General features: G+C 61.2%; 19 protein-coding genes, 1 tRNA gene and 1 pseudogene. 7 read left to right on the forward strand and 14 right to left on the reverse strand.

All coding sequences use genetic code 11. The annotated features are described in order from the left end of the window. The first annotated feature begins 275 nt into the window (after window positions 1-275). The gene (locus tag BLV67_RS29865; protein ID WP_069786405.1) at window positions 276-1,862 is read left to right on the forward strand and encodes an ABC transporter permease; all 1,587 of its coding nucleotides are present in this window, start codon (window positions 276-278) and stop codon (window positions 1,860-1,862) included. Next, a complete protein-coding gene (locus BLV67_RS29870; protein ID WP_069786406.1) occupies window positions 1,859-2,674 on the forward strand; it encodes an ABC transporter ATP-binding protein in 816 nt (271 codons plus the stop codon). The genes BLV67_RS29865 and BLV67_RS29870 overlap by 4 nt, the downstream gene beginning before the upstream one ends. Here BLV67_RS29870 and BLV67_RS29875 read toward each other — a convergent pair. Next, on the reverse strand, window positions 2,661-3,731 hold the full coding sequence (locus tag BLV67_RS29875; protein ID WP_069786407.1) for a fatty acid desaturase: 1,071 nt from the start codon (window positions 3,729-3,731) through the stop codon (window positions 2,661-2,663). The genes BLV67_RS29870 and BLV67_RS29875 overlap by 14 nt on opposite strands. Before the next feature lie 101 nt (window positions 3,732-3,832). Here BLV67_RS29875 and BLV67_RS29880 point away from each other — a divergent pair, with 101 nt between their 5' ends. Further along, complete coding sequence (locus BLV67_RS29880; RefSeq protein WP_065930888.1) at window positions 3,833-4,837, forward strand: AraC family transcriptional regulator; 1,005 nt, start codon at window positions 3,833-3,835, stop codon at window positions 4,835-4,837. Between the two features lie 84 nt (window positions 4,838-4,921). On the opposite strand, the gene BLV67_RS29885 is transcribed toward BLV67_RS29880, so the two are convergent. After that, window positions 4,922-5,281, reverse strand: a complete 360-nt coding sequence (locus tag BLV67_RS29885; RefSeq protein WP_069786408.1) for a response regulator — start codon at window positions 5,279-5,281, stop codon at window positions 4,922-4,924. Window positions 5,282-5,319: 38 nt separating this feature from the next. Beyond that, window positions 5,320-6,006 carry a Crp/Fnr family transcriptional regulator gene (locus BLV67_RS29890; RefSeq protein WP_069786409.1) on the reverse strand — a complete coding sequence of 229 codons (687 nt, stop codon included), beginning with the start codon at window positions 6,004-6,006 and terminating at the stop codon, window positions 5,320-5,322. An 83-nt stretch (window positions 6,007-6,089) separates the two neighbouring features. Between BLV67_RS29890 and BLV67_RS29895 the strand changes: the two are divergent. Then, window positions 6,090-6,602: pseudogene (locus BLV67_RS29895) on the forward strand (Mpo1 family 2-hydroxy fatty acid dioxygenase); the annotation flags it as partial. Between the two features lie 131 nt (window positions 6,603-6,733). Here BLV67_RS29895 and BLV67_RS29905 read toward each other — a convergent pair. The 6 genes from BLV67_RS29905 to dibA form a co-directional block, all read right to left on the reverse strand. Beyond that, a complete protein-coding gene (locus tag BLV67_RS29905) occupies window positions 6,734-7,714 on the reverse strand; it encodes a sulfate/molybdate ABC transporter ATP-binding protein (protein ID WP_065930891.1) in 981 nt (326 codons plus the stop codon). A 3-nt stretch (window positions 7,715-7,717) separates the two neighbouring features. Further along, window positions 7,718-8,590, reverse strand: a complete 873-nt coding sequence (cysW, locus tag BLV67_RS29910; protein WP_017136696.1) for a sulfate ABC transporter permease subunit CysW — start codon at window positions 8,588-8,590, stop codon at window positions 7,718-7,720. 13 nt (window positions 8,591-8,603) lie between these two features. Continuing rightward, on the reverse strand, window positions 8,604-9,422 hold the full coding sequence (cysT, locus tag BLV67_RS29915) for a sulfate ABC transporter permease subunit CysT (protein ID WP_056858136.1): 819 nt from the start codon (window positions 9,420-9,422) through the stop codon (window positions 8,604-8,606). Between the two features lie 76 nt (window positions 9,423-9,498). Then, window positions 9,499-10,509 carry a sulfate ABC transporter substrate-binding protein gene (locus tag BLV67_RS29920; RefSeq protein WP_003170959.1) on the reverse strand — a complete coding sequence of 337 codons (1,011 nt, stop codon included), beginning with the start codon at window positions 10,507-10,509 and terminating at the stop codon, window positions 9,499-9,501. Between the two features lie 74 nt (window positions 10,510-10,583). Next, window positions 10,584-10,766 carry a sulfur starvation response protein OscA gene (gene oscA / locus BLV67_RS29925; RefSeq protein ID WP_003170956.1) on the reverse strand — a complete coding sequence of 61 codons (183 nt, stop codon included), beginning with the start codon at window positions 10,764-10,766 and terminating at the stop codon, window positions 10,584-10,586. A 300-nt stretch (window positions 10,767-11,066) separates the two neighbouring features. After that, complete coding sequence (dibA, locus tag BLV67_RS29930; RefSeq protein ID WP_069786410.1) at window positions 11,067-12,980, reverse strand: phosphodiesterase DibA; 1,914 nt, start codon at window positions 12,978-12,980, stop codon at window positions 11,067-11,069. A 166-nt stretch (window positions 12,981-13,146) separates the two neighbouring features. On the opposite strand from dibA, the gene desA reads away from it, so the two are divergent. Next, the gene (gene desA, locus BLV67_RS29935; protein WP_017136693.1) at window positions 13,147-14,331 is read left to right on the forward strand and encodes a delta-9 fatty acid desaturase DesA; all 1,185 of its coding nucleotides are present in this window, start codon (window positions 13,147-13,149) and stop codon (window positions 14,329-14,331) included. 188 nt (window positions 14,332-14,519) lie between these two features. Next, window positions 14,520-15,521 (forward strand): sensor domain-containing diguanylate cyclase, encoded by a 1,002-nt coding sequence (locus BLV67_RS29940; protein WP_069786411.1) that lies wholly within the window; start codon window positions 14,520-14,522, stop codon window positions 15,519-15,521. A 121-nt stretch (window positions 15,522-15,642) separates the two neighbouring features. On the opposite strand, the gene BLV67_RS29945 is transcribed toward BLV67_RS29940, so the two are convergent. The 3 genes from BLV67_RS29945 to gabD all read right to left on the reverse strand — a co-directional run bounded on the left by BLV67_RS29945 (window position 15,643) and on the right by gabD (window position 19,887). Continuing rightward, a complete protein-coding gene (locus BLV67_RS29945; protein WP_065930895.1) occupies window positions 15,643-16,845 on the reverse strand; it encodes an HDOD domain-containing protein in 1,203 nt (400 codons plus the stop codon). Window positions 16,846-16,984: 139 nt separating this feature from the next. Further along, complete coding sequence (gabT, locus tag BLV67_RS29950; protein WP_069786412.1) at window positions 16,985-18,262, reverse strand: 4-aminobutyrate--2-oxoglutarate transaminase; 1,278 nt, start codon at window positions 18,260-18,262, stop codon at window positions 16,985-16,987. A 182-nt stretch (window positions 18,263-18,444) separates the two neighbouring features. Continuing rightward, window positions 18,445-19,887 (reverse strand): NADP-dependent succinate-semialdehyde dehydrogenase, encoded by a 1,443-nt coding sequence (gene gabD / locus BLV67_RS29955; protein WP_069786413.1) that lies wholly within the window; start codon window positions 19,885-19,887, stop codon window positions 18,445-18,447. 371 nt (window positions 19,888-20,258) lie between these two features. Here gabD and BLV67_RS29960 point away from each other — a divergent pair. After that, window positions 20,259-20,335 (forward strand) — tRNA-Arg (locus BLV67_RS29960). A gap of 57 nt (window positions 20,336-20,392) precedes the next feature. On the opposite strand, the gene BLV67_RS29965 is transcribed toward BLV67_RS29960, so the two are convergent. Beyond that, a complete protein-coding gene (locus BLV67_RS29965) occupies window positions 20,393-20,980 on the reverse strand; it encodes a hypothetical protein (protein ID WP_069786414.1) in 588 nt (195 codons plus the stop codon). Next, window positions 20,977-21,549, reverse strand: a complete 573-nt coding sequence (locus BLV67_RS29970; protein ID WP_069786415.1) for an RNA polymerase sigma factor — start codon at window positions 21,547-21,549, stop codon at window positions 20,977-20,979. Before BLV67_RS29970 ends, BLV67_RS29965 begins: the two co-directional genes overlap by 4 nt. Between the last annotated feature and the right edge of the window lie 132 nt (window positions 21,550-21,681).

Genomic DNA, 21,681 nt, shown 5'->3' on the forward strand with positions numbered 1-21,681 from the left:
GCAGCTCCTGGTGGGCGACGGTCGCCTGGGGAGCAGAAAGTAGGCATAGCCCGAGCAAAACTTTAAATACTATAAATTCACAATTTAATAGCTTTTTGGACTATGCGAGCTAAAACGCTGGCTCCAGCGGCGTATGCATAAACAGCATCAAAAATATTCTTCGAATGCATTGGATGCGTGCCGGGCAGAGGCTTTAAATGATTTTTCTTATCTCACAATCATCTTGATTCCATTTTTATAAGATCGAAATCACATAACGCCGACGGAGGTCAGCCATGGCCCGCACTTCACAGTTGAGCCTGCCGCTTTCAGCCTCCATGCCGCGCTGGCCCTTGCTCGGTGAGCGTCTGCTGCCCTGGCTGTTGCCGCTGGCGCTGTTTGCGCTGTGGTGGTTGGCCAGCCGTCATCAGTGGATGAGCGAACAAATTTTGCCCGCGCCGTCGCTGGTGTGGAGCAGTGCTGTGGAACTGGCCGGCGGTGAGTTATGGAGCAACCTGGCGATCAGCTTGCAGCGTTTGTTCTGGGGGCTGCTGGCCGGTATCGGCGCGGGGGCCGTATTGGGTGCGCTATTGGGTTTCAGCGCTCGCGCCGAACGCCTGGTATTCCCCACGTTCAGCGCGTTATCACAAGTGCCGACCCTGGCCTGGATCCCGTTGTTCATGGTGTTTTTCGGCATCGGCGAAACCTTGAAACTGGTGGTGCTGGTGAAGGCGATTGTGGTGCCCGTCACCCTGCACACACTGGTCGGCGTGCGTGACGCGCAACCCACTCTGCGTGAAGCCGCCCGCGTACTGCGCCTGCCTACCCATCTGCTGATTCGTCGGTTGATACTGCCCGCTGCATTGCCGGCCTTCATGGCCGGTGTGCGCCTGGCGCTGGCGGCGGGCTGGACCTCGTTGCTGGCCGTGGAGCTGCTGGCGTCCAGCGAAGGCATCGGCTACCTGATGGTTTGGGCGCGCCAGTTGTTCATGCTCGATAGTGTCTTCGTGTGCATCGTGGTCATCGGGGTGCTGGGCGTGGTGATGGATCGCGGCATCGGCTGGCTGGACCGCAAATGGGTGCACTGGCCGCACCCGGCCACTGCGCAGATTCGCCGCGGCCCGCGTTATGAGGGGTGGCAACGCCTGCAACCGTGGTTGTTGCCGCTGCTGTTGCTAGCGTTGTGGCAGCTGGCGACGGATCAGGCTTGGGTAGACCCGAATATTCTGGTCAGCCCATGGGCCGTGCTGCAAACCACCGCCGCCGGCGTGCTGGATGGCAGCCTGTCCGGCGCCTTGGGCAAAAGTCTCGGCCGCACGCTGGGAGGCTTGTTGCTCGGCGGCAGCCTGGGGTTTGCCATGGGTTTGTGGCTGGGTTTGTCGCGACGCAGCGAGCGAGTGCTCGGGCCCACCCTGGCCGCACTGCGCCAGATCGCAATTTTCGCCTGGGTGCCATTACTCACCGCCTGGTTCGGCCTGGGTGAATTGGCCAAGTGGGTGTTTATCGCCCTGGCGGCGTTTTTTCCGCTGTTTATCGCCACCCAGCGCAGCGTGTTGAACCTGTCGCCACAGCTGCGCGAAGCCGCGCACGTGCTGCGCCTGAATCTGTTCCAGCGCCTGCGCCGCCTGGTGCTGCCGGGCGCGGCGGCGGGGATCTTCGCCGGCCTGCGCCTGAGCCTGATCTATGCCTGGCTGGGCACCATCGGCGCGGAATATTTCATGCCGTCCAATGGCGGCATCGGCAGCCTGATGATCGGCGCCCAACAGCTGCTGCGCATGGACCTGATCATGGGCGGCATGTTGCTGGTCGGCCTCACCGGCGCCACGCTCAACCTTATCGGCCAACGCATCGAAACCCGCGCCACGCGCTGGAGACACGCATGAACGCACCTATCGTCAGCTTCAACCATGTGGGCAAGACCTTTGACGTCGACGGCTTTGAGCTGGAGGCGATTCGCGAATTCAACCTGGACATTGCCGAAGGCGAGTTTTTGGCGATTGTGGGTTCCAGCGGCTGCGGAAAATCCACCCTGCTGCGCCTGCTGGTGGGGCTGGATACGCAGTTTCGTGGCGAGATCCGGGTGGATGGCAAAGCTGTCAGCGGCATCGGCGGCGAGCGGGGCATCGTGTTCCAGGAGCATCGTTTGTTCCCCTGGCTGACCGTCGCAGAAAACATCGGCCTGGGCCTGGTCAACGAGCCGTTGAGCGAGGCCGAGCGCAACCGGCGCATCGGTGACTTTATCGAATTGGTGGGCCTTACCGACTTTACCCGCGCTTACCCGCATCAGCTGTCCGGCGGCATGGCGCAACGTGTGGCTATCGCCCGAGGTCTGGTGGCCAGCCCGCGCATTCTGTTGCTCGACGAGCCGTTCGGCGCCCTCGATGCGTTGACCCGCCAGCAGATGCAGGACGAGCTATTGGCGATCCGCGCCCGCGCTCAAATCACCACGGTGCTGGTGACCCACGATGTGGAAGAAGCGATCTTCCTCGCCGACCGCGTGGTGGTGATGGAGCCGCGACCCGGGCGGATCAAGCAGGTGGTGGACATCGCCCTGCCCCATCCGCGCCAGCGCAGCAGCTTCGAGTTCCACCAACTGCGCGAAGAGCTGCTGCATGAGCTGATCAGCGACGACCACTATCAGCCGCCGTTGCGCGAACAGATTCGCGACCTGCCGCTGGCGTTTATTGCTTGCTGAACGCCAGTTCGGCGTCCGGCCGTTCCTGGCGTTCAAGCCGGTTGGCGCGGGTAAACGTACCGATATCATTGAAGCGCACGCCCATCTCGCGCATCACCGGGTGGGCGACCTTGGCGGTCATCTGGCGGATGTAGAACGGCTCCTTCACCACAAAATGGTGGATGCCGTGAGTGCTGCCGAAGTTGAAGCAGAACGCCTGCAACGGCCACATCCACCACGGGTTGAGCACCTGGGTTTGCTGGATCACGTTGCCCAGTTCCACATCACCGTAATAGTGCATGTTGGAACTGACAAAATGCAGGCAAAAGGTGCGCAGCACGTTAGGGCCGATGATCACCACGGCGGCGATATCAATCACCTGCATCATCTGCAAGGTACCGGCGGACCACTGGATTGGCACGCCCATCAGGCTGGCGATGCCATTGGCGGCATGAAAGCCCAGGAACACATACCACGCGCCCCAATGCAGCAGCGCCAGCGGTGCGTAGACCAGCAGCGCGCGTTTGAGGATCTTGAGTTTGTGGCTCCAGGTTTTGGCCCGCAGCATGCGGATAAACGCCGACATCACGTTATCGCCCACCATCAGCAACCGCGCGAACCCCCACGGCTCGCCATTGGTAATGGCGCGCTCTTCCATATCGGTTTCGGTGCCGGACACCTTGTGGTGGTTAAGGTGCAAATGCCGGCGTATCCACGGGTTGATGGTGCTCGGCCGCGCCAGCCACACCAGGCCCATCATCAGGTTGTGCGGCACGCGTTGCTTGCGAAAATACATGCTGTGGATCAGGTCATGTTCCAGCTCGTGGGTCAGCGAAGCGAGGAAGGCATTGAGCAGCAGGCACGCCCACCAAGCCATATGGCCGGTGATGTAGAGCGCCGCCGAGCCGAGCATGCCGAGCAAGGCAAAGGCCAGGATACCCGCGCCCAACGCGTCCTGATGCAATAGCCAGGGGTGCTGTTGGCGCAACCGCACGCCTTCGGCGAGCACCACTTCGCGGATTTTTGCCGAGCGCTGTTGCGCGTTCATCTGTTGGGGACTTGCAGAAGTACCGTCCATGCTCCCATCCTCTTGTTAAGTGATACGTCCATCCTGCCCTACGCGATCGGGCGGGACGCTAGCCCCGGACGCCAACCTGTTGACCGCAAGCGCCAATCACCATGACTGAACCCACCTCCCTCGCCAGCTGGACCCGCGCCCTGCGCAAGCAGCTCGACGCCCTGAACCTGGACAGCGCCGCGCTGTGCATCGAGGCCGGGCTCGACCCGCAGCAGATGGACGACCCCAATGCGCGTTACCCGCTGTCGGCCACCACGCGCCTGTGGGCGCTGGCAGTGCAGGCCAGCGGCGACCCGGCGATCGGCTTGCGCGTGTCGCGGTTTGTGAGCCCGACCACCTTCCATGCGCTGGGTTATGCACTGGTGGCCAGCGGCAGCCTGCGTGAGGTGTTCGAGCGCATCGTGCGGTATCACCAGGTGGTCAGCGATGCCCTGACCCTGGAGCTTAGCGGAGATGGCGAGCGTTACCGCTTTCGTCTGCTGCAACCTGCGGACAGTCCGGCACCCGCGCTGGAAGCGATTGATGCGTTTGCAGCGATCTATGTGCGCACCTGCCGTAATCGCCTGGGCCGTGACTACGCGCCGTTGGCGGTGTACCTGCGGCGGCCGGAACCGGCGGATCCAAAACCCTGGCACACGGTATTTCGCGCACCGGTGTTTTTCGATGCCGAGGAAGACCGCCTTGAATTTTCCGCCCAGGACTTCGACAGCCACCTGGACGACGCCAACCCGGAGTTGGCCGAGCACAATGAAACCGTACTCAAGCGCACCCTGGCCCAACTGCAACCGCTGACGTGGGAGCGCAAGGTGCGCGCGGCCATCGAGGCCCAACTGCCCGAGGGTGAGCCGAGCGCCGAGCGCATCGCCCAGGCGTTGCACCTGAGCCTGCGCAGCCTGCAGCGGCATCTGGCGGATGAAGGCTGTCGGTTTGATGCGTTGCTCAACGAGTGCCGCGAGAACCTGGCACTGCTGCACTTGCGCGATCCGCACTGCTCATTGGCCGAGATCGGTTATTTGCTTGGGTTTGCCGATACCAGCAGTTTCAGCCGCGCGTTCAAACGCTGGACGGGGATGACGCCGGGGCAGTTTCGCGATGGGTTGCGTTAGGTCGGGCCTCATCGCAGGCAAGCCAGCTCCCACAGGGGAATGCATTCCAACTGTGGGAGCTGGCTTGCCTGCGAGAGCGGTGGCTCAGCGACCACGCCGCAAGAGTTTTTTCACCCGCGCGACAAGCACCTTGGCATCAAACGGCTTGAGCAAATAATCATCCTCATGCAGTTCCAACCCACGCAAGCGGTCTTCAATCCCGCCCGGTGTGGTCAGGAACAACATCGGCGTCTCACCCTTCAACCGGATCGCCTGCTGCAACTTCCAGGCATTCAGGCCCGGCAGCATCACATCCAGGATCACCAGGTCGTACTCAGTGCTTTCAACCAGGCGCAACGCCGCCATGCCATTGGCCGCGACTTCGACGCTGTAACTGGCCTCGTTCAAGCCCTGGGCCATCCGCTGTGCCTCTTCGGATTCATGTTCCACTAACAGCACGCGCATAACACACCTCGATTAATCAGGCTTGCAGGCTAACACCCTCAGGTGTGCGCCGCCTCACGCAGTCGCCGGGCATCGAGGATTTCGATCTCGCCGTAACCCAGGCGCACGATGCCTTGGGCCTGCAGGTCCTTGAGCAAGGCGTTGGTGGTCTGGCGTGACAAGCTCAACATGGCGGCCAGGTCTTCCTGGGGCAGTTGCAGCACGCTTTTTGAAGACTCGGCCTCGCCGTAACCCTCGACGATCATCAACAACCGATGCGCCAGGCGCACCGAGGCCGGCATCAGGCTCAGTTGCTCGATATTGATAAAACTCAGGCGCAGCTTCTGGCTCATCAATAACGCCAGATCACGCCAGTACTGCGGGCTTTCATTGAGGATGTTCAGCAGCGCCTGTTGCGGCACCTGCAGCAGCGTGCACGGGCCGACTGCGCAGGCGTCGTGGGTGCGGGGCAGGCCATCGAACAGGCAAATTTCACCCAGCCAAAACGGTGATTCCACCAGGCTCAACAGGGCTTCCTTGCCGTGCTCATTCACCGCGTTGATGCGCAAGGCGCCGTCGAGCACCGCGTACAGGCCACAGGGCGGGTCGCCACGCTTGAACAGGTATTGCCCGGCCGCCAGCTGCCGCTGCCGGGCGTGGGCCAGCAGGCTATGCTGAAAGGGCGCGGGCAAGTGGCTGAACCAATGCCCGTTGGCCAAGCGAGTACGCCATTTCTCTGTGTCCATGAGCACTCCGAAGATTGTCGCCCAGTTGACAGTCAATCCCAGGCTGGCAGGGCATGATCAAGCATCCTACAGGAGGAACAACAATGAAAAGCCTCGTCGACCACCTCAGCCAATACGCCGCCTACCACCGCGACCCGCGCAATATCGCCAGCCACTTTATCGGCATTCCGCTGATCGTCGTCGCCGTGGCGGTGCTGTTGTCGCGCCCCGAATGGGCCGTCGGCAGCCTGTGGATATCTCCGGCGGTGGTGCTCGCGTTGTTGTCGGCGTGGTTTTACCTGCGCCTGGAACTGGCGTTGGGCGTGCTGATGACGGTACTGATGGGCTTGTCGGTGTGGGCCGGGCATGCGCTGGCGGCGCAGAGCACACTGGTGTGGCTGAGCAGCGGCATCGGCCTGTTTGTGGTGGGCTGGGTGATTCAGTTTGTCGGGCACTACTACGAAGGCAAGAAGCCAGCGTTTGTGGATGACGTGTCGGGGCTGATTGTGGGGCCGTTGTTTGTGGTGGCGGAGCTGGCGTTTTTGCTGGGGTTGCGGCATGAACTTAAAGAGCAGATTGAGGCGCGGTCCGGCCCGGTAGAACGCCGCGACCTTAAGTCGAGCCAGCTCCCACATGATCGTTCCCACGCTCTGCGTGGGAATGCAGCCCAGGACGCTCCGCGTCCCAAAGCGTGACGCAGAGCGTCACAAGAGGCGTTCCCACGCAGAGCGTGGGAACGATCGGAGGGTCAGGCTTTTTGCCAGACCTTGGGCTTGAAGAACAAGGTCTCGCCACGCGCCAAACCCGTCAGGCTGTCGTGGTCTTTGACCACTTCGGCCTCGATCAGCTCGCTTTGGCCTTCGACCTTCAGCGTTACCCGTGTGGTGGCGCCGAGTGGGCGAATATCGCGTACTTGCGCCGCGTGGTGGTCTTCCAGCTCATGGCGTGACAGCGACACTTCATGCGGGCGGAACAGCACGTGCTTGTCTTCGCCCAGGTGCAGACGGTTGGAATCACCGAGGAAGTGATAGACAAAATCGCTGGCCGGGTTTTCGTAGACTTCGCCCGGTGAGCCGATCTGCTCGATCACGCCCTTGTTCATCACCACGATACGGTCGGCGACTTCCATGGCCTCTTCCTGGTCGTGGGTCACGAACACCGAGGTGAGGTTGATGTCTTCGTGCAGGCGCGCCAGCCAGCGGCGCAGCTCTTTACGCACCTTGGCGTCGAGGGCGCCGAAGGGTTCGTCGAGCAGCAGCACTTTGGGTTCTACCGCCAGGGCGCGGGCCAGGGCGATACGCTGGCGCTGGCCGCCGGAGAGTTGTTCCGGGTAGCGATCCGACAGCCAATCAAGCTGCACCATGTTCAGCAACTCGTGAACCTTGACCGCAATCTGGCTTTCGCTCGGGCGCTGGTTTTTCGGCTTCATGCGCAGGCCGAAGGCAACGTTGTCGAACACGGTCATGTGGCGGAACAACGCGTAGTGCTGGAACACAAAGCCGACGTTGCGATCCCGCACGTCGTGGCCGGACACGTCTTCACCGTGGAACACGATGCTGCCGTCATCCGGGGTTTCAAGACCCGCGATGATGCGCAACAAGGTGGTCTTGCCGCAGCCGGACGGGCCCAGCAACGCCACCAGCTCGCCACTCTGGATGTCCAGATTGATGCTGTTCAGGGCCTTGAAGGCGTTGAAGTTCTTGCTGACATTACGGACTTCGATCGACATGACTTATTCCTCACCGGCGCTGTTGCGCAGGCGGTTGATACGGTTCTCGCTCCACTGCTTGAGCAGCAGGATGAAGAGCGCCAGGATCAGCAACAGGCTCGCGACGGCAAACGCGGCGACATGGTTGTATTCGTTGTAGAGGATCTCGACGTGCAGCGGCAAGGTGTTGGTCACGCCGCGAATGTGGCCGGACACCACCGACACCGCGCCGAACTCACCCATGGCCCGCGCGGTACACAGCACCACGCCGTAGATCAGGCCCCACTTGATGTTCGGCACGGTCACGTGCCAGAACATCTGCCAGCCGTTCGCGCCCAGCAGGCGTGCGGCTTCTTCTTCCTGGGTGCCCTGCTCCTGCATCAGCGGGATCAGCTCACGAGCCACGAACGGCACCGTCACGAAGATGGTCGCCAGCACAATGCCCGGCAGGGCAAACACGATCTGGATGTCATGGTCTTGCAGCCACGGGCCGAAGAAGCCCTGGGCGCCGAACATCAGCACGTAGACCAGGCCCGCGATCACCGGCGACACCGAAAACGGCAGGTCGATCAACGTGACCAGAATGCTCTTGCCACGGAACGAGTACTTGCTCACACACCACGCGGCGCTGACGCCAAACACCAGGTTGAGCGGCACCGAGATCACCACGGCGATCACCGTGAGCTTGAGTGCCGACAGTGCGTCGGGTTCAAGGATCGCGGTGAAGAACGCGCCGAGGCCGTTCTTCAAGCCCTGGGACACCACGATAAACAGCGGCAGCAGTAGAAACAGCGCGAACACCAGCCAGCCCAGTGTGATCAGGATGCGCCGCGACACCGCGCTGCCACGACGGGCAGCGTTGGCCGAGGACGCGGCGGAAATAGACGATTGGGACATGTTCCGCGCCTCCTTATGGGGTTTCAATGCGTCGCTGCAGCAAGTTGATCAGCAGCAGCAGGACAAAGGAAACCACCAGCATCATCACGCCGATGGCGGTGGCGCCGGTGTAGTCGTATTGGTCGAGCTTGACCATGATCAGCAACGGCAGAATCTCGGTTTTCATCGGCATGTTGCCGGCGATGAAGATCACCGAACCGTACTCACCCACGCCTCGGGCAAACGCCAGCGCGAAGCCGGTCAGCCAGGCGGGCAGCAATGCGGGTACGAGAATGTAGCGGAACACCTGCAAAGGCTTGGCGCCCAGGCAGGCGGCGGCTTCTTCGATCTCACGCGGGATATCGGCCAGCACCGGCTGCACCGTGCGCACCACGAAGGGCAAGGTAACGAAGGTCAGTGCCAGGGTGATGCCGAGTGGGGTGTAGGCGATTTTAAAGCCCAGGTCGGTTGCGAACTGCCCGACCAGACCGGCCGGAGCGTATAGCGCGGTGAGCGCGATACCGGCCACGGCGGTGGGCAGGGCAAACGGCAAGTCGATCATTGCATCGATGATCTTGCGACCGGGGAAGGTGTAACGCACCAGCACCCAGGCCAGCAGTGTGCCGATCACGCCGTTGATGATCGCCGCGACGAACGCGGTGCCGAAGCTCAGTTTCAACGCCGCCAGCACCCTCGGTGCGGTAATGATGGCCCAGAACTGATCCCAAGTGAGTTGAGCGGCATGTACAAACATCGCCGCCAGGGGGATGAGTACGATCAGGCTGAGGTACACCACGGTGTAGCCCAGCGTCAGCCCGAAGCCGGGTATGACGGGGGAAATACGACGCGACATAAGAGTCCTTGGTTAGCGGAACTGACACACAAAACCCGCAGGTGAATGCGGGCTTCGTGAGTGTGTGTTTCTCGGCTTACTGCGCCGTGTAGATCTGGTCGAACACGCCACCGTCGTTAAAGAATTTCGGCTGGGCAGTTTTCCAGCCGCCGAAGTCTTTGTCGATAGTCACCAGGTCCAGTTTCGGGAACTGCTGGGCGTATTTGGCGGCAACTTTTGCATCGCGTGGGCGGTAGAAGTTCTTCGCCGCAATCTCCTGACCCGCCGGGCTGTACAGGTGTTTGAGGTATTCGGTGGCGATCTCGGTATTGCCCTTTTTCTCGGCGTTTTTGTCGACCACGGCAACCGGCGGCTCGGCGAGGATCGACAGGGATGGCACGACGATATCGAACTTGTCGGCGCCACCGTCTTCTTTAAGTGCCAGGAACGCCTCGTTTTCCCAGGCCAGCAACACGTCACCCTGACCGTTGTTGACGAAGGTGATGGTCGAACCGCGAGCGCCGGTGTCGAGGATCGGCACGTGCTTGAACAGCTCTTTTACGTATTCCTGGGCCTTGGCTTCGCTGCCGCCGGATTTGAGGCCGTAGGCCCACGCGGCGAGGAAGTTCCAGCGCGCACCGCCGGAGGTTTTCGGGTTAGGCGTGATCACGGAAACGTCTTTCTTGATCAGGTCGCCCCAGTCCTTGATGCCTTTTGGGTTGCCCTTGCGCACCAGGAACACGATGGTCGAGGTGTACGGGGTGCTCGCATCCGGCAGGCGGGTTTGCCAGTTTTCCGGCAGGGTCTTGCCCAGTTTGGCGATTTCGTCGATGTCGCCGGCCAGGGCCAGGGTCACTACGTCGGCGCGCAGACCGTCGATCACCGCCCGGCCTTGCTTGCCCGAGCCGCCATGGGATTGCTGGATCTTGACGTTGTCGCCAGGGTGGGACTGTTTCCAGTAGCTGGTGAACTCAGCGTTGTAGTCCTGGTACAGCTCACGGGTCGGGTCATACGAGACATTGAGCAACTCGTAGTCCTTGGCAACGGCGGAACCGGCAAACACGGCGCTGGCCAGTGCGGCCAGGGCGTAACGGCGAATCGACGACATAGAAGCTCCTGAAATTCTTGGGTGTTGGCTTTTTCTTATAGTTGCGGGTCCAGCATGCGAATCGCCGTCGGTGCTTAGCTCGGTTTGTTACCGGGGTTCTGCAAACGGAATTTTTCCTTGCGTTCGATCTGCACCACTTGGGCGTTATGCACCGTGATTTCCACCGCGCCAAACCGCAGGTCGCGCAAGGCGCTCTGGATCTCACGCAAAATGGCTGCTTCGTCCTGGCCGTCGACGCTACGTAGAGATGCGCTCATGGTCTCGCTCCTGAAATGAATAGTGCCCGGCAGTGGCGGCACTGCTTGCGGCGTGAGGGCGATAGTAGATAAGCGCGGATATTCTTAAAAATACTATTTAAGAATGTTTATATAACCAGAAAGAATTTTCTGACAGGACGTGGGGTTGCGCGGGTATTTACGAGTTCAGCGCAGAAAATAAGGCATGCCGAGATCCAAATGTGGGAGCGGGCTTGCTCGCGAATGCGGTGAATCAGCTACACATTTATTGACTGACAGTCCGCTTTCGCGAGCAAGCCCGCTCCCACATTGGCCTGTATTTCAAGTCATGATGGTCGGTGACCTGGCCCAATCCATTTCTTGCGCCGGCACCGGCCGGCCAAACCAATACCCTTGGCCCAAATCACACTCCTGCTCCAACAAAAACCGCGCCTGCTCCACCTGTTCAATGCCTTCGGCGTGAACCTGCATGCCCATGCTTTTTGCCAAGGCGATCACCACGCGCACAATCGCGGCGTCGTCCTCATCCCACGGCAACCCGGCGACAAAACCCTGGTCGATCTTGAGCTTCTGCACCGGCAGGCGCTTGAGGCGCAGCAGTGACGAATAACCGGTGCCAAAGTCGTCGATCGCCAGGCGCAAGCCCAGCTCGCGCAGGCGGTGCAGTTGTTCAAGGGCCACTTCCGGGTCTTCCATCACCGCGCTTTCGGTGACTTCAAGTTCCAGATAAGCCGGATCCAGGCCGGTGGTGTGCAGCACCTGGGCGACTTGCTCATACAGCTCACGCCGGGCAAACAAACGGCTGGAGACGTTCACCGCAATAAAGCTCAACGGCGCGCCATCGGCCAGCCATTGGCCCATCTGGCGGCAGGCCTGGTCCATCACCCAGGCATCGATATCGGCAATCAGCCCGGTGCGCTCGGCAATCGGGATAAATTCGCCCGGCGGCACCAGGCCGCGTTCCGGGTGTTGCCAGCGCACCAGGGCTTCGACGCCGACCAGGCGGCTGCCTTGCAGGTCGTGCACGGGCTGGTAATACACACGCAGCTCTTGCTGATCTAGGGCGCGGCGCAATTCGCTGGCGATTTCCACGCGGTGCTGGGCGTGGGCGGTCAGTTCTTCGGTGTACAGCGCATAACCTTCACGACCGGCGCTCTTGGCTTTGAACAGTGCGGAGTCGGCATTGCGCAGCAGTTGTTCGGCGCTCAGGGCATCACTGGGAAACAGGCTGATGCCGATGCTGGCGCTGATAAACAACTGGTTGCCGTCGAACACAAACGGCTCTTTCATCGCATCGAGCATACGCTGCGCCAGCGCGGCAGCCTGAACCACCTGTGGACAACTTTCCGCCAGCACGGCGAACTCATCGCCGCCGAGGCGCGCCAGGGTCACGCCGGGGCCGAACAGGCCTTTCAGCCGCTCGCCGACGGCCTTGAGCAACTGGTCACCGACGTTATGGCCAAGGCTGTCGTTGATGATTTTGAAGTGGTCCAGGTCCATCAACAGCAACGCGCAGCCGCGCTTGTGCACTTGCGCCGAGGCCAGCGCCTGCTCGGCACGATCGGTAAAGAGCAGGCGGTTGGGCAGGTCGGTGAGCGGGTCGTGGTGGGCCAGGTGCGCCAGTTCGTGCTCGGAGTCTTTGATGGCGCTGATGTCGGAAAACACCGCAACATAATGGCTGACCTGGCCCTGGTCATTGTGGATAACCCGGATGGTTTGCCACTGTGGATAAATCTCGCCGCTTTTGCGCCGGTTCCAGATTTCGCCGCTCCATTCGCCTGTGCGCTCGAGGGTCTGGAACACCTGTTGATAAAAATTCGACGAATGGCGCCCGGACTTGAACAGGCTCGGCCGTTGGCCCATTACGTCCTCACGGCTGTAACCGGTGATCTCCATGAACGCGCGGTTCACATGCACGATCAGCCCCTGGGCGTCGGTGACCAGCACGCCTTCACGGGTGCAATCGAACACGGCGGCGGCCTGTTGCAGGCGTTCGCGGTTTTCTTTCAAGGGTTGCTGCAGCCGGTGGGTGCGGGCAAAACGGGCACAGATCAGGTAAATGACCAGCGCGCTGAGGGCCACCCATACATAGCCGCGCACCTGCAGCCAGTGCCCTAACTGCCATGGGTCATCGAGAAAGTTGATCAATAGGTGATTGCTGAGCTGGAGCCACACAATGGAAATCAGCAGGTATACCAGCCCCGCACGCAGGGCGCCTCGGTATGAAAACAGCATATGGTCAGTAATCCTTACCCAAAAAACAAAATCGCCCTACAAAGGCTGCGGATTATAGAATAAGAAACATCCAGTCACTCCTATCTGAAAGGGCGGCTGGTTTTCTCTGTAGGCTTAGTGATAATGCGTGAGCTGTTTTTTTCTTTATCTGAGGGCCATACAGCCTATGTGGTACAACGGTTTTCTTGACCTGTCAGCCTGGCAACTGGTGGCAGTCACGCTGTTGATGACCCACGTGACCATTGTTGGGGTCACGGTCTATCTGCACCGTTATTCAGCCCATCGCTCCCTGGAGCTCAATGCCGGCCTGAAACACTTCTTCCGCTTCTGGCTGTGGCTGACCACGGCGCAGAACACCCGCGAGTGGACCGCCATCCACCGCAAACACCACGCCAAGTGCGAAACCGTCGACGACCCGCACAGTCCGGTGATCAAGGGTTTGTCCACCGTGCTGCGCAAAGGCGCCGAGCTATACCGCGCCGAGGCCGAGAACCCCGAGACCCTGCGCATCTACGGCAAAAACTGCCCGGACGACTGGATCGAACGCAAAATCTACACGCCTTACCCGCTGCTGGGCGTGGCGATCATGGGCGTCATCGACCTGCTGCTGTTCGGCACCATCGGCATCACCATCTGGGCGATCCAGATGATGTGGATCCCGTTCTGGGCTGCCGGCGTCATCAACGGCCTGGGCCATGCGGTCGGTTATCGCAACTTCGAGTGCCGTGACGCCGCCACCAACCTGGTGCCGTGGGGCATCATCGTGGGCGGCGAAGAGCTGCACAACAACCACCACACCTACCCGAACTCGGCCAAGCTGTCGGTGAAAAAGTGGGAATTCGACCTGGGTTGGGCATGGATCAAAGTGTTCAGCTTCCTGCGCCTGGCCAAGGTGCAACGCGTTGCACCGATTGCCCACCGCGTCGAGGGCAAAGGCCACCTGGACATGGACACCGCCATGGCGATCCTCAACAACCGCTTCCAGATCATGGCCCAGTACCGCAAGTTGGTGATCGGCCCACTGGTCAAGCAGGAGCTGGAAAAGGTCGATCATTCGGTACGCCACCAGTTCCACCGTGCCAAGCGCCTGCTGTCGCGTGAAACCAGCCTGCTGGATGACCGCCATCACGTGCGCATCCAGAGCATGCTCGAACACAGCCACGCGTTGACCGTGATCTACGAGAAGCGCCTGGCGCTGCAACAGATCTGGCTGAAGACCAGCACCAATGGCCACGACATGTTGGCGGCAATCAAGGAATGGGTGCATGAGGCTGAGGCCAGCGGCATTCAGTCCCTGCGCGATTTTGCCCACCAGTTGAAGACCTACTCGCTGCGCCCTGCAGCGGTCTGACAGGCCGGCTTGTTGTAGTGAGCGGGCACGCCCGCTCACTACATACTGGTTTCTGACGCCATTTCTTAGTCAGCCCGTTCACGGAACTTCACTGCAAATCCCCTCTCTCAAGGAACACTTCGCCATCATGGTGGCCCTTGTACTGACCGCTGCTCCATCCTGCGGCGAGCCCAGAGAGAGTTGTGCCGATGGTTCCCGAAAAGCCCTATTCAACCGATGCCCCTGTCGCTGAGCACCCACGCCCGGCTGCGGCGGCCACCCTGCTGGCGCTGATGCATGCCCAGGGTGAAGTCGAACGGCTGAGTGAGCGCGAACAACTGCTCAGTTCACTGCTGGTCAGCGTGAATGCCGTGCTGTGGGCCATCGACTGGGAAACCCGGCGTGTGCTTTACGTGAGCCCAGCGTACGAGCGGGTGTTTGGCCGATCCGCCGGTTTGTTGCTTGCCGATTACCGCGAATGGCGTAACAGCATTCACCCCGAAGACCTCGACTACGCCGAACACAGCCTGGCCCGCGTGATGGAAGACGGCGCCGTGGAGGACCGCGAGTACCGCATCATCACTGCCGACGGTCAGATTCGCTGGTTGAGCGACAAGTGCTACATCAACCAACAGGTCGAACCCGGCAAGCCGGTGATTGTGGTCGGCATGGCCGAAGACATCACCGAAAAAAAGCACATGGAGTTGGAGCTGCACCGACTCGCCACCACTGATGTGCTGACCCAAAGCAGCAACCGCAGGCACTTTTTCGAGTGCGCCAACCAGGCGTTCGACAGCGCCTGCGCCCAAGGCGCCCCACTGGCGTTCCTGCTGCTGGACATCGATGACTTCAAAGACGTCAACGACAGCTACGGCCACCTGGAAGGCGATCAGGTGTTGCGGCGGATCGCCGAGAGCGGTCGCGGCGTACTGCGCCGTGGCGACCTGTTCGGACGCATTGGCGGCGAAGAGTTCGCCGCCGTACTGCCTGGCTGTGCCCCGCAGATGGCGTTACAGGTGGCCGAGCGGCTGGGCAAGGAAATCCAGGGCCTGAGTTTCAGCTTTGAAGGCCGAGACTTTACCGTGACCGTCAGCCAAGGCCTGGCCAACCTGCGCGAAGACGACTCAACCCTGGACAGCCTGTTCGCACGGGCCGACGCCGCGATGTACGAAGCCAAGCGCCAAGGCAAGAACCGCGTCATAGAAGGCTAGCACTCGATCAAAATGTGGGAGCAGGCTTGCTCGCGAATGCGGTGTGCCAGCCACCGAAAATATTGACTGATCCACCGCATTCGCGAGCAAGCCTGCTCCCACATGGGTTCCTCGCTGCCCGCTAGGTTTTGCGCACCCGCATCAGCTCCGACAAGCCCACCTTGAGCAGCCGCGCGGTCTTGCCCTTGGCCAGCGCTTCCAGCCCCTCATGCTCAGTCAGGCGCGCCATCTGCGCCGCCAGGTTCACCACCAGCGCGTCGCGCGAATACACCCCGCCTTCAAGTGAGTAGGTCGCCGCAATCAACTGCCGCAACTCCAGCGGCAAGCGCCACCGCGTGCGCAACGCCGAGCCGTAAGCGGCGCCGAAGGTGAACAGGGATTCGCCAATCACTTCGTCATCCAGCGCCCCGCCACCCAGGCGCCAGTCTTCCAGGCAGCGCAACAACGCCAAATCACCCAGCCGATGCAGGATGCCGGCGCAGTAACAGCGTTCGTGATCCAGCTCCAACATGCGCGCCAGGCGGCGCCCATAGTCGGCGGTGTCCTGGGACAACTGCCAGTGGCGCTCGGCGTAGGCCACCAGCGCCGGGTCACCCAGCACCACGTTGTGCTTGAGCGCCAGGCCCAGAATCAGATTCATGCTCTGCCCGGCGGCGAGCTTTTGCAGTGCCGCGGCCAGGGTCTGCACCGGCGTGCCGTGATGCCCGGCGCTGTTGGCGGCGGCGATCAGTACAGCAGTGATTTGCGGGTCGGTTTTTACCTGTTCTTCAAGTTGCCTGAGGTCCAGGCCGTCCGGCGCCAGGCTGTGTTGCACGGCGGCCTTCACATCGACCCGCAGCGGCGCGCCATCGCAGACGTCGCGGCGGCGTTCCAGGAACATTGGCAAGGCCATGCCCGGGGCGAGCGGCGGTATCTCGCAATACACACTTTCGCCTTCATTGAGCAGCAGGTCTTGCAGGCGCTGGGTCAGGCCTTCCATGTTCAGGGGTTTGGTCAGATATGCCGTGGGCGCCAGGGGCAAGGCTTCGCGCACGCTGGCGCTGTCATTGCGACTGCTCAGCAGAATAAACGGCAGCGAACGGTGCTTCTGGCGCACGCTGCGCAGCAGGCTCAAGCCGTCGATGCCCGGCAACTCCCAATCGGCCAGGATCAGGTCGTAGGTTTTGTCTCGCAACAGCGTGGCCGCTTCCTGGCCATCGGCACACACATCCAGCCGCGCGTCACAGCGCACATTCAACAACACTTGCTTGAGCAGGTCCCGCGACCAAGGGTCCGCCTCGGCAATTAACACGCGGGGTACAGCGGGTAAATCAACAGCAGTCATCCAGCACGCTCCATCGGCAATGCTTGCACCTTAGTCAATCACCCCGCCTGCGTACAATGAACATGGCCTGAATGTGCTGCAGCGGGCACAAAAAAACCCGCCGAGGCGGGTTTTTTCTGTCGATCAGATCAAGCGCCGCTTACAGCTCGGAGAAGCACTCTTCGATGATCGCCAAACCTTTGTCCAACTGCTCGTCCGGCGAGGTCAGCGGCACCAGTACGCGCAACACGTTGCCGTAGGTGCCGCAAGACAGCAGGATCAGGCCCTTGTCACGCGCCTTGGCCACCACGGAAGCCACGGCAGCCGCGTTCGGCTTGTGGCTGTCGCCATCTTCGAACAGCTCCACCGCGATCATCGCGCCCAGGGCACGCACTTCACCGATCACCGGGTACTTGGCTTGAATGGCTTTGAGGCCCGTCACCAAGCGCTCGCCAACCGCCTTGCAGCGGTCCAGCAGGTGCTCTTCTTCGAACACTTCCATCACCGCCAGCGCAGCCGCGCAAGCAATCGGGCTACCGGCATAAGTGCCGCCCAGGCCGCCTGGCGCAATGGCGTCCATGTATTCAGCCTTGCCGCACACACCGGCCAGCGGGAAGCCGCCAGCGATGGATTTGGCGAAAGTGGTCAGGTCGGCAGCCACGCCCATCTGTTCCATGGCAAAGAACGTACCGGTACGGCCGGCACCGGTTTGCACTTCGTCGGCGATCAGCAGGATGCCGTGCTTGTCGCACAGTTCGCGCAGGCGCTCCATGAAGGATTTAGGCGCGACGTAGAAACCGCCTTCGCCCTGCACCGGCTCGATGATGATGGCAGCGATATCACGCGGCTCGGCATCGTTCTTGAAGATGCGCTCGATGCTGGCGATGGCATCGTCATCGCTCACGCCGTGCAGTTCGTTCGGGAACAGTGCGCGGAATACGCCGCCTGGCATCAGGCCCATGCCGGCCGAGTACGGCACGACTTTACCGGTCAGGCCCAAGGTCATCATGGTGCGGCCGTGGTAAGCGCCGGTAAACGCGATTACGCCAGCACGGCCAGTGGCGGCGCGGGCGATTTTCACGGCGTTTTCGACCGCTTCGGAACCGGTGGTGACCAGCAGGGTTTTCTTGGCGAAATCACCTGGCACCTTGGCATTGATTTTTTCGCACAGCTCCACGTACGGCTCGTAGGCCAGTACCTGGAAGCAGGTGTGAGTCAGCTTGTTCAGTTGCTCGGTCACGGCCGCGATGATTTTCGGGTGCACGTGGCCGGTGTTCAACACGGCGATACCGCCGGCGAAGTCGATGAACTCGCGACCTTCAACGTCGGTCACGGTGGCGTTCTTCGCGGATTCGGCGAAGATCGGGTGAATCTGGCCAACACCGCGCGGCACAGCGGCCTCGCGGCGTTTCATCAGGGATGCGTTGGTCTTGCTCATAAAGTCCTCATTCGCCACTCATCGGGTGGCGTGGTCCAAGGAATACGTGGAGGGGAGGCAACTACGGCAGCATGCGATGATCGACTGCCACAGCTTTCCCGGCCACTACGAATAACGTCTTGAAACACGCAAAGGGTCAGCGCTCTCGTGCCCTCTGCGTTTGCTGCAATCTCGTGCCGAGCTTAGATGCCCAGGCAGAGGTATTTGATTTCCAGGTAATCCTCGATCCCGTACTTGGAGCCTTCACGGCCCAGGCCCGAAGCCTTGATGCCGCCGAATGGCGCCACTTCGTTGGAGATCAACCCGGTATTGACGCCAACCATGCCGTATTCCAGCGCTTCAGCCACACGGAACACACGGCCCAGGTCGCGGGCATAGAAATAGGAAGCCAGGCCGAACTCGGTGTCGTTGGACATCGCGATCACTTCGGCTTCATCTTTGAAGCGGAACAGCGGCGCCAATGGCCCGAAGGTTTCTTCCTTGGCGACCGCAGCATCTTTGGGCACGTTGACCAGGATGGTCGGCTCAAAGAAGTTGCCTTCCATCACCTTGCCACCGGCCAGCAGCTTGGCGCCTTTGCTCAGGGCATCGGCGATGTGTTCCTGAACCTTGGCCACGGCTTTTTCGTCGATCAGCGGGCCAGTGGTGGTGCCTTCTTCCAGACCGTTGCCGATCTTGAGTTTGGCCACGGCCACTTTGAGTTTTTCGGCGAACGCGTCGTACACCGAATCCTGGATGTACAGGCGGTTGGCACACACGCAGGTCTGGCCGTTGTTGCGGTACTTGGAGATGATCGCGCCTTCGACGGCCTTATCCAGGTCGGCGTCGTCGAACACGATAAACGGCGCGTTGCCGCCCAGTTCCAGCGAGACTTTCTTGATGTCCTTGGCGCATTCGGCCATCAACTGGCGCCCGATTTCGGTGGAGCCGGTGAAGGACAATTTACGCACGATCGGGTTGCTGGTCAGCTCGCTGCCAATATCACCGGCGCTGCCGGAAACCACGCTGAACACGCCGTTTGGAATGCCCGCACGCTGGGCCAGTTCAGCCAGGGCGAACGCCGAAAACGGCGTTTGCGAAGCCGGCTTGAGCACCATGGTGCAACCGGCGGCCAGGGCCGGGCCGGCTTTACGGGTGATCATCGCAGCCGGGAAGTTCCACGGCGTGATGGCCGCGGTAACGCCGATCGGTTGCTTGATCACGATCAGGCGCTTGTCCGGCTGGTGGCCAGGAATCACATCACCGTAGACGCGCTTGGCCTCTTCGGCGAACCACTCGATAAAGGAAGCGGCATAGACGATTTCGCCTTTGGCTTCGGCCAACGGCTTGCCCTGCTCCAGGGTCATCAGGCGCGCCAGGTCGTCCTGGTTCTCGATGATCAGCTCGAACCAGCGACGCAGCTTGTTGGCGCGGTCCTTGGCGGTGAGTGCACGCCAGGCCGGCAGGGCCTTGTCGGCGGCTTCGATGGCACGGCGGGTTTCAGCCGCGCCCATCTTCGGCACGGTGCCGAGAATTTCGCCCGTGGCCGGGTTATTGACCTTGATGGTTTGACCGTTGTCCGCATCGACCCAAGCGCCATCGATAAAGGCTTGTTGGCGGAACAACTGGGTATCTTTGAGCTGCATGTCGGCTTTCCTTAACAGCACCGCGCGCACGCGGAGCGAATTAGAGTTGTTGAAAGGCGCCTTGTGGGCTGCCGTCAGGGAAATCAGCCCCAGCACGCGAGATAAGTGAAATAGCGCACGGGAGACAGAGCGTTTGAAATCTCAAACGAATCCTAGGATCAATGGGGGTACAGGGCAATAGTCTGTTCGAAAAAAAGAACGAAAACGGCGCATTTGCCGAATATTTCTGATCAACGTGTTTCGGCCGGGTTCCAACGTATTGATCACTGGTAGCCGGTGTAGAGCCTCTTGGCAGCAAATTCCTACCCATAAACGGCCAAAGACCAGCATGGACGCCCAAGGTCGACATGGGTATGATGTCGCCCGCACAAGCATCCGTAGCTCAGCTGGATAGAGTACTGCCCTCCGAAGGCAGGGGTCGTGGGTTCGAATCCCGCCGGGTGCACCAGATACAGATGAAAAAGCCCCAGGTCGAAAGACCTGGGGCTTTTTTGTGCCTGCCGATTTACCGCTTCTGCAACGCCTCCAACCGCGCCGGCAAATCCTCCTCGGGAAAGCGCTCATGCAGCGCCAACAGCTTTTCATCCGCCGCTTTGGCTTGCCCCGCCAGGCGCAGGTTCAAAATCTCCTGCAACCCTTCCTCCAACGAAGGCAACGCCAGCGGTGCGCGCTTGCTGAGTTTTGCCATTGGCGCATCCGCCATCGCACCAGCGATTTCAGCCTGAACCGGCGCGGACTCTGCCCTCGGCGCAATCGCCATCCGCGCCATGGGCGCAGCCGCAGGCGCGGCATACATCTGGGGCGCCGGCGCCGCGGAAAACGTTGCGGTGGATATCTCCGGCTGCGACTCGGGCACGCGCATCACTACGCCGATCATCAGTGCCACACCGGCGACGGTGGCGAATGCCATTTGCCAGCGCGGTTGGCGGCAGGCTTGCAGCCAGCGTTGCCACAGGCTGGGTTGCGGCGCCGGGGCTTCGCGGCGGGCAGTGGCGAGGATGAAGGCGTCGAGGGACGCGGGCGGCTCGCCGGTGCTGTGTTGACGAAAATGCTGGATCAGTTCGTCGTCGGGGGTGTGTGGGTCGTGGGTCATACGAGTATCTCCTCGGCCAGCAGGCGGCGCAGTTTCTGCTGGGCGTAACGCAGGCGGCTTTTTACGGTTTCCAGCGGGGCGCCGGTGAGGGCGGCGATTTGCGGCACTTCGAGGTCGCCGTGCAGGCGTAGCAGGAAGACTTCGCGCTGGTCTTCGGGCAGGTCTTGCAATGCTGCGTCGAGGCGGGCCTGGTCGCGGCTCAGGCCCAGTTGCTGCTCAGGGCCGGCGCTGTCGTCGGCCTGGGCGTGCAGGTGTTCGTCGTAGCTGTCGTGCAAGGGGTTGTGGATGCCATGCTTGCGCCAGTGGTCGATCAAGCGGTTGCGGGCAATCTGGAACAGCCATGTACGAAAACTCGCCCGGCCCTGTGGCTGGGTAGCGCTGCGGATCAGGCTGAGCCAGGTTTCCTGGTACACCTCTTCAGCCAGTTCGGCCTTGTTGCTCAGTGATACCAGGAATCGGTAAAGCCCTTGGCGGTGACGCGCGTACAACACTTCGAACGCGGCAGCGTCGCCGGTTCGGTAGCGGGCCAGCAGCGATTCGTCGCTGGGTGAGTCATCTGTTACGGCCATGTAGGTCGCGAACTCCTTTCGATGGATCGATGCACATTGACTGTGGGAGCTGGCTTGCCTGCGATGCAGACAATTCGGTACATCCTGTACACCGCGTGGCTGCCATCGCAGGCAAGTCAGCTCCCACAGTTG

Origin of the sequence: Pseudomonas salomonii, from assembly GCF_900107155.1 — a bacterium.
In the GTDB taxonomy this organism is placed as follows: Bacteria; Pseudomonadota; Gammaproteobacteria; order Pseudomonadales; family Pseudomonadaceae; genus Aquipseudomonas; species Aquipseudomonas salomonii.